11 protein-coding genes are annotated in these 11,037 nt (G+C 71.3%); 7 read left to right on the top strand and 4 right to left on the bottom strand.

Going from position 1 to position 11,037, the window contains the following annotated elements; translation table 11 throughout:
- Nucleotides 1-385, bottom strand: a 385-nt coding sequence (locus ACG2DA_RS19065) for an RNA methyltransferase substrate-binding domain-containing protein (RefSeq protein ID WP_395257773.1), incomplete at its 3' end; no start/stop codon positions are given.
- 140 nt (nt 386-525) lie between these two features.
- Between ACG2DA_RS19065 and ACG2DA_RS19060 the strand changes: the two genes are divergently transcribed.
- From ACG2DA_RS19060 to ACG2DA_RS19045, 4 genes are all read left to right on the top strand, one after another.
- Nucleotides 526-1,491, top strand: coding sequence for a leucine-rich repeat domain-containing protein (locus ACG2DA_RS19060; protein WP_395257771.1), 966 nt, complete (start codon nt 526-528; stop codon nt 1,489-1,491).
- On the top strand, nt 1,484-1,954 hold the full coding sequence (locus ACG2DA_RS19055) for a hypothetical protein (RefSeq protein ID WP_395257769.1): 471 nt from the start codon (nt 1,484-1,486) through the stop codon (nt 1,952-1,954). Before ACG2DA_RS19060 ends, ACG2DA_RS19055 begins: the two co-directional genes overlap by 8 nt.
- 89 nt (nt 1,955-2,043) lie before the next feature.
- On the top strand, nt 2,044-2,946 hold the full coding sequence (locus tag ACG2DA_RS19050; RefSeq protein WP_395257767.1) for an Fpg/Nei family DNA glycosylase: 903 nt from the start codon (nt 2,044-2,046) through the stop codon (nt 2,944-2,946).
- 64 nt (nt 2,947-3,010) lie between these two features.
- Nucleotides 3,011-3,979, top strand: a complete 969-nt coding sequence (locus ACG2DA_RS19045) for a dihydrodipicolinate synthase family protein (RefSeq protein ID WP_395257765.1) — start codon at nt 3,011-3,013, stop codon at nt 3,977-3,979.
- Between the two features lie 125 nt (nt 3,980-4,104).
- Here ACG2DA_RS19045 and fhcD read toward each other — a convergent pair whose 3' ends face one another.
- Both fhcD and ftsH read right to left on the bottom strand, forming a co-directional pair.
- Nucleotides 4,105-5,028: a formylmethanofuran--tetrahydromethanopterin N-formyltransferase gene (gene fhcD, locus ACG2DA_RS19040; protein WP_395257763.1), complete on the bottom strand. Its 924-nt coding sequence runs from the start codon at nt 5,026-5,028 to the stop codon at nt 4,105-4,107.
- A 68-nt stretch (nt 5,029-5,096) separates the two neighbouring features.
- A complete protein-coding gene (ftsH, locus tag ACG2DA_RS19035) occupies nt 5,097-7,217 on the bottom strand; it encodes an ATP-dependent zinc metalloprotease FtsH (RefSeq protein WP_395257761.1) in 2,121 nt (706 codons plus the stop codon).
- Between the two features lie 226 nt (nt 7,218-7,443).
- Here ftsH and dxr point away from each other — a divergent pair, with 226 nt between their 5' ends.
- From dxr to ACG2DA_RS19020, 3 genes are all read left to right on the top strand, one after another.
- Nucleotides 7,444-8,601, top strand: a complete 1,158-nt coding sequence (gene dxr / locus ACG2DA_RS19030; protein WP_395257759.1) for a 1-deoxy-D-xylulose-5-phosphate reductoisomerase — start codon at nt 7,444-7,446, stop codon at nt 8,599-8,601.
- 88 nt (nt 8,602-8,689) lie between these two features.
- Nucleotides 8,690-9,229: a cytochrome c oxidase assembly factor 1 family protein gene (locus ACG2DA_RS19025; protein WP_395257757.1), complete on the top strand. Its 540-nt coding sequence runs from the start codon at nt 8,690-8,692 to the stop codon at nt 9,227-9,229.
- Nucleotides 9,226-9,756 (top strand): hypothetical protein, encoded by a 531-nt coding sequence (locus tag ACG2DA_RS19020; RefSeq protein WP_395257755.1) that lies wholly within the window; start codon nt 9,226-9,228, stop codon nt 9,754-9,756. The genes ACG2DA_RS19025 and ACG2DA_RS19020 overlap by 4 nt, the downstream gene beginning before the upstream one ends.
- On the opposite strand, the gene ACG2DA_RS19015 is transcribed toward ACG2DA_RS19020, so the two are convergent.
- Entirely contained in the window at nt 9,722-10,864 is a 1,143-nt protein-coding gene (locus ACG2DA_RS19015; protein ID WP_395257753.1) for a hypothetical protein, read from the bottom strand. The genes ACG2DA_RS19020 and ACG2DA_RS19015 overlap by 35 nt on opposite strands.
- Nucleotides 10,865-11,037 lie beyond the last annotated feature (173 nt).

The raw sequence follows: 11,037 nt of genomic DNA, 5'->3' as shown, positions 1-11,037 counted from the left end.
CGGCGTTCGCCCCGAACTCCGCGGCGCCGCGGAGGATCGCCCCCAGATTGTGCGGGTCCTGCACGCCGTCCAGCACGACGGTGAGCGCCGGCGGTTTGCGGAACAGCCCGGCGGCGTCGGCGTAGGGGAAGGGCGGCATCTTCGCCGCGAACCCCTGGTGGTCCGCCCCGCCGCAGAGCTTCGTCAGGTTCGCCGCGTGGGAGGGAATCACCGGTACGCCGCGGGCTTCGCAGGTCAGCGTCACTTCGTCCGCGGCGGCGGGGTCGGCGGTCTCCGCGATGCGGACCTCGTACGGTTCCCAGCCCACGCGCAACACCCCCGCGACCGCGTGGCGCCCGCGGATCCAGCACTTTTGGTGATTGCCGAGGAGCGGGCGCTTGGGCACGGTCGAACCGATCGGCGGACGGGAGGGCGACGGGCGGGGGAACGGACCGGGTTCCCCGGCTCCGACGCCGGTTGTGGGGCCGGGAAACAGGCTCGTAGACTAACAGCCCCGCACCCGTCCGACGCCTCGCCCGTTCGCCGATGGTCCGCCGCCCCGCACTGCCGTCTCGTTTCGCCCCGTTTCGGTCCGCCGCCTGCGGGCTGCTTGCCGCGGCGTTGGCCGTCGCCCCGGCCGTCGCTCAGGAGCCGGAGGAACCCGCCCCGGCCGGGGAACCGGGGGAACAGGTCGAGGAGCCGCAGCCCCCGCCGGAGTTGATCCCGGACGACGCCCTGGAGGCCGCCGTCCGCCGCGAGCTGCGCCTCGGCCCCGACGAGGAACTGAAGGAGGACGCCCTGCGGAACCTCTTCTTCCTGCGGGCGCCGGACGGGGAGGTGGCGAAGCTCGACGGATTGGAACGGGCCGTCAACCTCTCGCTGGTCAATCTGTCGGGCAACAAGCTGTCCAATGCGGACCCGCTGGCCGGACTGTCGAACCTGCAATCGCTGGATCTGTCGGGCAACGAACTCACCTCGCTCGACCCGCTGGCGAAGCTGACCGGGCTGCAGTACCTCAAGCTGGACGACAACCAGATCACGGACCTCACCCCGCTGATCGGGCTGGAGCGGCTCTCGGCGCTGTACCTGTCCGGCAACCAGGTGACGAACCTCGGCCCGCTGGCCGACCTGACCCGGCTCACCTCGCTGGATCTTGCGGAGAACGACGTGACGGACGTCGGCCCGCTGGCGGACCTGAAGCGGCTCAGCGCCGTGACGCTCTCCGGCAACCGGATCACGAACGTCGCCCCGCTGGCTGGGTTGACGGATTTGCGGTTCCTCATCCTGAAGGACAATCAGATCGCCGACCTCGGCCCGCTGGTCGCCGCCGCGACGGAGGACGCCGCCGGGAAGCGGCGGTTCGCCCCCTACCTGAAGCTCTACGTGGCCGGCAACCCGCTGGGGGAGGCCGCCGCGGAGCAGATCAAGGCGCTGGAGGCCGCTGGCGTGCGGGTCGTGCGGGAGGAGAAATCCGGGGATTCGCGAGACGAACCGGCCGAAGCCGATGAATGACGCCCCCCTCGCCGCCCGGGTCGATCACGACCCGGCCCCCTTTGAGAATCCGCCCCCGCCGGGCGACGGTCCGCCGGCCGGCGACGCCGCGGCGGCCGAGGGGGCGGCGACCGAGGGCGAGCCGGAGCGCCGCACCCCGACCGAGGCGGACCGCGTCGCCGCGGCGGTGCGGGCCCTGAAGACCCGCGGCACGCCCCACCAGGTGCGGGCTCGCCTGATCGCCGCCGGCTGCGACCCGGATCAGGCGGACAAGATCGTCAACCGGGCCCGCAGCCAGCTGCTCGCCGACAGCCGGAAGCTCGGCGCCCGCATCGCGGAAGTCACCGTGATCGTGATGTGCGCCTCGCTGGCCCTGCTGTTCGTCCCCGGCGGGGAGGTCGTTTGCGGGATCATTCAGATCGTCGGGATGATCGTCCTCGCCGTGGCCGCCCTCGTGTGGCTCAGCGGCGTCGGCGGCGACTGAGGGCGGATGCGGGATTGCGGATGTGACGGAGGTCGCGCGATCGCGGTTCCTCCATCCCCAATCCGACATCCCACATCCGACATCGATCGATGCCCGAGGGTCACAAGGTTCATCACCTCGCCGCGCAACACACCGCCGCGTTCGCCGGCGCCGAGTACGCCGTCAGCAGTCCGCAGGGGCGGTTCCGAACGGGCGCGGCGGAGTTGGACGGCCGGCGGCTCGTCGGCGTTTCCGCCCGCGGCAAGCACCTGTTCTACGAGTTCGGCGACGGGGAGTTCGGCGACGGAAAGCGCGGGGATGGAGCCGCCCCTGCGGACGCACTCTTCCTGCACGTTCATCTGGGCCGCTATGGCAAGTTCACGGCGCTGACGCGGCCGGCGCCGGAGCCGGTGGGGGCGGTGCGGGTGCGGATCCTCCGCACCGACGATGGCGCCGGCCGGCTGCCCCCCACGCCCGGGGCGAAGGACCCCGGCCCGGTGATCGGCTTCGACCTCCGCGGCCCCACCGCCTGCGAGACGCTCGCCCCGCACGAGGTCGAGGCGATCCGCGACCGTCTCGGTCCGGACCCGCTCGACCCGCAAACGGGCGATCGGGCGAAGGTGCGGGCCGCGTTCGCCAAGTCGAAGAAGCCGGCGGGGGCGCTCCTCATGGATCAGCACGTGGTCAGCGGCGTCGGCAACATCTTCCGGGCGGAGGCGTTCTACGAACTGGAAATGGACCCCGCCCGCCCCGCGAACAGTCTGACGGACGAGGAGTTCGCCGCCCTCTGGCACACGATCAAACGTCAGATGAAGACCGGGCTGGAGTACGGCAAGATCGTCACCCGCACCGCCCGGGAGGCCGGCAAGCCGCGGGCGGAGTTGTTCGGGATGGACCGGTTCCGCATCTACCGCCAGCCGCGCTGCCCCCGCTGCGGGGAGGAGACGCACGTCTGGGAACTCGGCGGCCGCACGATGTACGCCTGCCGGCGCTGTCAGGGGATGTCCGATTGACGGGCCGCCGGCCGCGAGGGGCGTTACCGTGTCGGCCGCGTCCCGCCCCCGTCCCGCCGACCGTATGACCGCTCCCCGCTCCACCGTCGACGCTGCCGTGTTCCGCGGCTGCATGCCCGCCCTGATGACGCCCTGCGGGGCCGACGGCGCCGTCAATTACGAGGCGCTCGTCCGCAAAGGCCGGGAGATGACGGCCGCGGGGATGTCGGGCGTCGTCTACTGCGGGTCGATGGGCGACTGGCCGCTGCTGACGGACCGGCAGCGGCAGGAGGGCGTCGAACGGCTGGTCGAAGCCGGCGTGCCGGTCGTCGTGGGCACGGGAGCCCAGAATACCGCCCGCGCTGTCTCCCACGCGGAGCACGCGGCGGCCGTGGGGGCGGCCGGGCTGATGGCGATCCCCCGCGTACTGTCCCGCGGCGCCTCGCCGGCCGCCCAGCGGGAGCACTTCGCCGCCGTCCTCTCCGCGGCCCCGGCCCTGCCGACGGTGATCTATAACAGCCCCTACTACGGCTACGAGACGAAGGCGGAGCTGTTCTTCGAACTCCGCGAGCGGCACGCGAACCTCGTCGGCTTTAAAGAGTTCGGCGGGGCGGCCTCACTGTCCTACGCCGCCGAGTACATCACCTCCGCCGACGACGACTTATTGCTGCTCGCGGGCGTCGACACGCAGGTTTACCACGGCTTCGTCCGCTGCGGGGCGGCCGGGGCGATCACCGGCATCGGCAACTGCCTGCCGGGCGAAGTGTTGACGTACGTCCGCCTCTGCGAAGCCGCCGCGGGGGGCGATCCGGAGGCGGACCGCTTCGCCCGGGAGCTGTCGGACGCGCTGGCCGTGCTGTCCAGCTTCGACGAGGGCCCGGATCTCGTCCTGTATTACAAGTATCTCCTGTTCCTCATGGGCGACGGGGATTACGAGCATCAACTCAACCGCGCCGACCGGCTCTCTCCCAGCCAGGCCCGCTACGCGGAGGCGCAGCTCCGCCGCTTCCAAGCGTGGTGGGAGCGCTGGCCGGGCAAAGGGTACGGCGCCTGACCGCCGGCCGAGTGGTTCTCCGGCCGTATCAAACACCAACCCGAAGCGTCAGCGAGGGCCTTCAAGAAACGGGGGCGGGCTGCGCCCGCGGCCCTCGCTGACGCTTCGGGTTAGTAAGAGGCTCTCTAATCCTCCCAGGGCGTCTGCCCCGGGATCAGCGGGATAAAACTCTTGCCGAGCCGGCCGTTATAGTTCCCGGCCCGGATCATGCGGAGGCCGGGCGTTTCCTTCGCGGCGTCGATCGCCGCGTAGGTGGCCGCGGCGACGCTCTCCAGGTCGCGGCCGTTGATAATAATTTCCTGAATGGAGGTCACGCCGTCCGGCACGAGGCTTGTCTCTCCCAGCTTGTCCTTCAACGTCGGGCACCACTCCGCGAAGGTGCTGGCGATGAGAAACTTGTAGTTCGATCCCGCCTTGCTGGCGGAACCGGCGAGGCCGCCGGGGAAGGGGGTGATCACGCCATTGCACTCCGCGACCGCGGCGACCGCCTTCGAGCCGGCGTCAAGCGCCGAGTCGGCCGTTTCGCCCAGGAACCACAGGTTCCCGCCCATCACCCCGTCGCGGAAGCCGAAGTCCCGATCCAGCATGAACTCCCCGGCCAGCACCGGGATGACCCACACGTCCCGGCCGTGGCGTCGGTCTTCAAACTCGTGCCCGTCGCCGAAGTAGGCGATCTTGCGGCCCAGCGGAATCGACCGCCCGGCGGCGATGTCTTCACTCATCGGGCTGAACGCCGCCGCCGTGGGACAGGTGAGGACGTTCTGACTGACCCGCTTTAAGAGCGACTGATACAGCGCCTCCTCCCGGTCCTTGCGGAAGCGGGGGACGTGAAATTGCAGCACGGCCCCGGGCCGGCCGTCGGGGGTGTCGGCCGGGGCGAGGAGGGAGGCGACGCCCGCCTCGCAGTCGCAGAGGATCGTGCTGCTGGCGTGCCCGGTTGCGTTCGAACAGGCGTGATCGAGCCACGTCCGGTCCCGGGCGGTGACGAGGACCTCCGCGAACAGGCTGCGGAAGGCTTCGGCGTAGGTGTTTTCGATCTCGGCGGCCATGCGGTGCAGTTTAGGCCGCCCTCCCGCCGATCGCATGTCCGCGTGCGACGCCGGCCCCCGCGGCGGCCTCACGCCACGTCGATACCTTCCTCTTCGCTCGTCGCCTCGTCGGAGGAGGGCAGTTCGATCTCCGTCGCGGCGCCGGTTTTCGGGTCGATCTTCGTGCCGAGGCTCAGCCGCGGGCCGGTGGTGTCTTCGTCGAGGAGCCGCTTGAGGTGGGCGGCGTCCATCACCTCGACCTCTAAGAGTTCCTTCGCCATCCGGTCCAACAGCGGGCGGCGGGCGGTGAGAATCTCCGCGGCGGTCTGGCCGGCCTGATCGATAATCGCCTTCACCTCCAGGTCGATCTGCCGGAGGGTTTGCTCCGCGTGGAACGTCTCGCCGGCGGCCTGGGGGCCGAGGAAACTGCTGCGGGCGTCGGAGTAATGCACGCGGCCGAGGACTTCGCTCATGCCGAACTCCGTGACCATCCGGCGGGCGATGTCCGTGCTGCGTTGCAGATCGTTTTGAGCCCCGGTGCTGGCTTCCTCGTAGATTAGATCCTCCGCGGCGATGCCGCCGAGAAAACAGCAGATGCGATTGAACAACTCCGTGCGGGTGGTCAGCATCCGTTCGTCGGCCGGGAAATGCAGCGTATAACCCAGCCCCATACCGCGGGGGATAATGCTGATTTTATGCACCGGGTCCGTGTGCGGCAGGCTGCAGGCGACGAGGGCGTGGCCGCATTCGTGGTAGCTGACCCGCTCTTTCTCCTCGTCGTGAATAAGCCGGGTGCCCTTTTCGAGTCCGGCGACGACCCGTTCGATCGCCTCCTCTAGTTCCGTCATCGTCACCGCCGGCTTGCCGGCCCGGGCGGCGAGCAGGGCGGCCTCGTTCATCAAATTCGCCAAGTCCGCCCCGACGAAGCCCGGGGTGATGCCGGCGATGCGTTCCAAATCCACGCCGGAGCCCAGCCGCACCCGCTTGGCGTGCACCTTCAAGATCGCCAGACGACCCGCTTTGTCGGGGCGATCGACAGTCACGGTGCGGTCGAACCGACCGGGGCGGAGCAGCGCCGGGTCCAAGGTTTCCGGGCGGTTGGTGGCGCCCATCACGATGACGGACTGGCCGCTGTCGAAGCCGTCCATCTCCACCAGCAGGGCGTTGAGCGTTTGCTCCCGCTCCTCGTGCCCGCCCGGGGCGCCGCCGCCGCGGGCTTTGCCCAGGGCGTCCAATTCGTCGATAAAGATAATGGCCCGCTCTTTTTCGCCGGCCTGTTTGAACATGTCGCGAACGCGGGCGGCGCCGACGCCGACGAACATCTCGACGAAGTCGCTGCCGGAAAGGCTGAAGAAGCTCACCCCGGCTTCGCCCGCCACGGCCTTCGCCAGCAGGGTTTTGCCGGTGCCCGGCGGGCCGACGAGCAGCACCCCGCGGGGAATGCGGCCGCCGAGGGCCTGATATTTCTGCGGCGTTTTGAGGAAGTCGACGACTTCTTTTAATTCCTCCTTCGCCTCGTCGATGCCGGCGACGTCGGCGAAGGTGACCTCCACGTCGTCCTGGGCGGCGAGGCGGCCGCGGCTTTTGCCGAAGCTCATCGCCGCCCCGGGCCCGCCGAATTTTTTCAGGACCAACACCAGGATACCGACCAGTAATAAGATCGGCAGGAACAGGATCGCCAGGCCGACCCACTCCGGCTGCGGCTCCGCGGCGGAGAGGTCCAGCCCCGCGGCTTCCATCTTCTCCGCCAGCGCCGTCTTGGTCTCGCTGGGCAGCGAGTAGATCGGCACGCGGTAGAGCGTCGGCAGCGGGGCGGCCGCGTCGTCCGCCTCCGCGTCGTCCGCCTCCGCGGCGACCTCCGCGGGGGAGGCTTCGCCGTCCGCCTCCGCCGCCAGCCCGGGGGGGCCGAGGAAGGTGACGGCGGTGGGGCCGAAGCGGACGTTCTCCGTGGTCTCCCCGGTGAGGGTTCCGTCCTCCATCAACGCCCGAAAGCGGGTGACGGACAGCTCCTTGCCGCTGCGGCCGCCGGTGGTCAGGGCGATCAGCCCCAGCACGGCGGCGGCGACGAGGCCCAGCCAGAGCAGGTTGCCGGGACCGGGGCGGTTCCCTTTGCCGGACGACTTGCCCTTGGCGGGGCGGTCTCCGGGGCCGGGGGACGCCGGATCGGTCGGGGCGGGATCGCCGGCGGGGTCGCGGGGGGCGTCGGGCACGGCGGTCGACTGCGAGGGGAAACGAGCGGGAACGACGACGACCGCGGGCCGGGCGGCGGGCGGACAACCCTAAGCGACGGCGGGGGCCGGTCAATCGGCCGGCCGGTCGCAGACCGTCGCACCGGGTCGCCGAGCGTCCGGACCCCGCGGACGTTGTGGGGCGTCCGGCCCGCTTTTATCGTGCGGTCCCCTCTGATTCCGCCCCGTCCGCGCCCCGGTCTCGCCGTTGTTCGCCAACTCCTCCCGGGTCGTCGTGCTGGGTTCCACCGGCTCGATCGGCACGAGCGCCTGCGAGGTGTTCGCCGTCCGGGAGGAACTGATCCCGCTGGCGTTCGTCGCGCACCGTTCCTGGCAGACGCTGGCGGAGCAGTGCCGGACGCACGGCGTGAAGATCGCCGTGCTCGCGGACGAATCCGTCGCCGGGGAGGTGGACCGGGCCGCGTTCCCCCCCGGCTGCGAGGTGCGGTTCGGTGAGCGGGCCGTGGAGGAGGTCGCCGCCCACCCGGACGCCGACGCGGTGCTCAGCGCGATCGTCGGGGCCGCCGGGCTGCGGGGGACCTGGGCGGCGGTGGAGGCGGGCAAGCGGGTCGCGTTGGCGAACAAGGAGACGCTGGTGGTCGCCGGCCCGCTGGTGATGCGGCGGGCCGCCGAGACCGGCGCCGAACTGCTGCCGGTCGACAGCGAGCACAACGCGATCTATCAGGCCCTGCTCGCCGGGAAGCGGGATCAGGTGAAGCGGGTGATCCTCACCGCCAGCGGCGGCCCGTTCCGCGGTCGGCCGGCGGAGTCGCTGCGCGACGTGACCCCCGCGGACGCCCTCGCCCACCCGACCTGGGACATGGGCAGGCGGATCACGATCGACAGCGCCACGATGCTCAACAAGGCGTTCGAGCTGATCGAGGCCCGTTGGCTGTTCGACCTGCCGGCGGACCGCATCGACGTGACGGTCCACCCGCAAAGCGTGGTGCACAGCTTCGTGGAATACGTCGACGGCAGCGTGCTGGCGCAGCTCTCTCCGCCGGACATGAAGCTGCCGATCCAGTTTGCCCTCACCCACCCGGACCGCCGCCCCGGGCCGACGGCGAAGTTCGACTGGTCCCAGGCGTTCCAACTGACCTTCGAACCGCCGGACCGCGAGGCGTTTCCGGGGCTGAACCTCGGCACGCGGGTGGCGGAGCGGGGCGGCACCGCCGGCGCCGCTCTCAACGCCGCCGACGAGGTGGCCGTCGACCGCTTCCTCAGCGGCGAGATCCGCTTCCCGGAGATCGCCCGCCTGTGCGAACGGGCGCTGGAGGACCACCCCTTCGACGCCGAGCCGACCCTGGAGGGCTTGATGGAGGTGGATCGCTGGGCGCGGAGGGCGACGCAATCCGCGACCGTGTGACGTTTTCGTTGATCTGAAGTCGCTCCCCCCGCGTTCGTCGCGGGGCGTGTTTCCCTCCCCCCAACCCCGCCTGCGCACTCCGCCCGCCATGTCGTCCGCCGATTCGTTTGAGCCCGCCGCCCCGCCCCGCCCGCAGAAGCGGGGGTGGTGGTCGCGGAACTGGATGTGGGCGACGCCGGTGGGCTGTCTGACGCCCCTGGTGTTGTGCGGCGGGTGCGTGTTCGCCGTGATCGGCGGCGTGTTCGGGGCGCTCAAGGCGTCGGACCCGTATCAGAAATCGCTCGCCGCCGTGCGGGCCGACGCGGAGGTGCAAGAGGCGCTGGGCGCCCCGATCGAGCCCGGATGGCTCGTGCAGGGGAACCTGAACGTGACCAACGGGGCCAGCTCCGCGGACCTCAACTACCCCGTCAGCGGGCCGAACGGCAGCGGCACCGTGTACGTCGTCGGCGAAGCCGAGGGCGACGGGTTGTGGGTCTACCGGGAGATGCGGATCCGCATCGACGGCGGCCCGGAGATCGACCTGCTCCCCCCCGGTGCCGCCGACGCCCCGGCGGAGAACCTGTCCGAGGAACCGATGCAGGCGATCGAGGAACCGGCGGACGAGATTGAAGAGGCCGAGGCCCCGTGACGGGCGAGGCGCTCGTCGTCTGGACGGTGCGGGTCGCGCTGGGCCTGCTGACCGTCGGATTCGTCGGGCGCCGACTACGGTTCGAACGGCTCGCCCGGGGTTGCTGGGCGGCGGGAGCGGCGGCGATGGGGGCGCATCTGGCCGCCGCGTTCGCCGTGGAGCACGACTGGAGCCACGCCGCCGCCGTCCGCGCAACCACCCGGCGGACGAAGGCCCTGACGGGGATCGACTGGGGCGGCGGCGTCTGGATCAACTACCTGTTCGCCGCGGTCTGGGCGGCTGACGCGGCGTGGTGGCTCGCCGCTCCCCGCGGCCACGCCGCCCGGCCGCGGTGGCTGGACGTGGGCGTCGGGGCGTTCCTCGGCTTCATCGCCGTGAACGGGGCGATCGTGTTCGAGAGCGGCCCCACCCGCTGGGCGGGCGTCGCCTGTTGCGCGGCGATCGCCGCGGCGGGGTGCGTCCGCCCGCAGTCCGCCGCCGCCGAACCGGGGGTCACTCCGGCGAGCGACCGGTCGCCACCGGGGTGAGGGTCCGCCCCGGCGACTCCGTGGATTCGGCGGGACTCGACGCCCTCCCCTCCGTCTCCGAAGCCGCAACGGGCTCGGCGGGCGACGGCTCCTCCGAGACCGGGTCCGGCTCCGGGGAGGCGGGTTCCGCGGGGGAAGCGTTGCCCGAGTCCTCGCGGGAGTCGGCCGCCGCGACCGGTTCGGCGGACCTCCGGGACGCCTCCTCCTCCCTGCTCGCAGAGCGCTCGGTCGTGGCGGCGGCCGCCACGGCGGCCGTTCCGGACGTCAGACTTGGCCGGGTCGCCAGGTATTCGGCTTCGAGTTCCCGGAACTCTTTCTCCTCGAGGCCGTCGAGATTCCCGCGGATGTAGGCGAGCCCCGCCTCGACGCCCGCCGCCCGGGGGTCCGGCGAGCGCGGCTCGACGAGGATCGGCCGCATCCGGCTCCGGGCGACCGCCAGCAGGGCGTTCCGGGCGGAGTACTCGGTCGGCAGTAACTCCGTCAGCTCCGCGATCTGTCCGTCCAGCCGCTCCACCAGCGGTTCGGTCTGGACCGCCCAGTCCCGCACCTCCGGGGTGCGTTTGCGGATCTTCGCGTAATCCCGCCAGATCTCCTCCAGCGCCGCGTAGTGGCGCCGCTCCGTCTGCCGGCCGGTCAGCAGCCAGGCGCCCAGAGCGATCAGCAGAAGCACCGTGACGGCGGTGGCGATCGACGGGGCCCAGCGAACCAGCTTCTGCCCCGGGGTCTCCCGCGCGACGGCGTGGAGGGCGTCGTCGCGGGTGTCGAAGAACTCCCAGTCGTCGGCCCGACGGGAGACCTCCAGCCCTTTGCGCATGTCGTCGCTGACTTCGCAGGCGACGGCCCGGCCGCCCTGCTCGCGGACCTGGGCGACCCACCTCTGCAGTTCCTCGATCACGTTCCCGCCGACGTAATTCGTCAGCGTGAAGTCCAGCACGAGGTTCTTGTACATCGGGTCCCGCAGGGCCGCGGCGACGCGGGTGCATTCGACCCGGAAGTCCGCCTCGCCGAAGCCGGCCTTGTCCCCCTTGGGCAGGACGATCAGCGTGTCGCCGAACGTCTCGACGGGGAAGATCGTGTTGCCGCGGGCGGCGACGATGGAGGCGGACATGGCGGCGGGGGCGACGAACCGGGGCGAGCCGGCGGCGTCCGGGCGGACCGGGCGGGACCGGGCGACCCGCTGATCCTGCCGGCGGTTCGGTCGCCGCGTCAAACCCGCCGGGAGCCGTCCCCGCCCCGGGGAAACACGGACCGCCGCCGGATCGGAACGCGAACCGGCGCCGG

The organism is Alienimonas sp. DA493 (genome assembly GCF_043951915.1).
Classification (GTDB): domain Bacteria; phylum Planctomycetota; class Planctomycetia; order Planctomycetales; family Planctomycetaceae; genus Alienimonas.
Note: the sequence above shows the minus strand (reverse complement) of the source record. Positions and strands in the feature narration are given on the sequence as shown.

What these genes read in the sequence shown, in the direction of transcription:
- fhcD (WP_395257763.1), bottom strand. Translation starts at nt 5,028, where the DNA reads ATGGCCGCCGAGATCGAAAACACCTACGCCGAAGCCTTCCGCAGCCTG.
- ACG2DA_RS19025 (WP_395257757.1), top strand. Translation starts at nt 8,690, where the DNA reads ATGTCGTCCGCCGATTCGTTTGAGCCCGCCGCCCCGCCCCGCCCGCAG.
- ACG2DA_RS19055 (WP_395257769.1), top strand. Translation starts at nt 1,484, where the DNA reads ATGAATGACGCCCCCCTCGCCGCCCGGGTCGATCACGACCCGGCCCCC.
- ACG2DA_RS19045 (WP_395257765.1), top strand. Translation starts at nt 3,011, where the DNA reads ATGACCGCTCCCCGCTCCACCGTCGACGCTGCCGTGTTCCGCGGCTGC.
- ACG2DA_RS19050 (WP_395257767.1), top strand. Translation starts at nt 2,044, where the DNA reads ATGCCCGAGGGTCACAAGGTTCATCACCTCGCCGCGCAACACACCGCC.
- ACG2DA_RS19015 (WP_395257753.1), bottom strand. Translation starts at nt 10,864, where the DNA reads ATGTCCGCCTCCATCGTCGCCGCCCGCGGCAACACGATCTTCCCCGTC.
- ACG2DA_RS19060 (WP_395257771.1), top strand. Translation starts at nt 526, where the DNA reads ATGGTCCGCCGCCCCGCACTGCCGTCTCGTTTCGCCCCGTTTCGGTCC.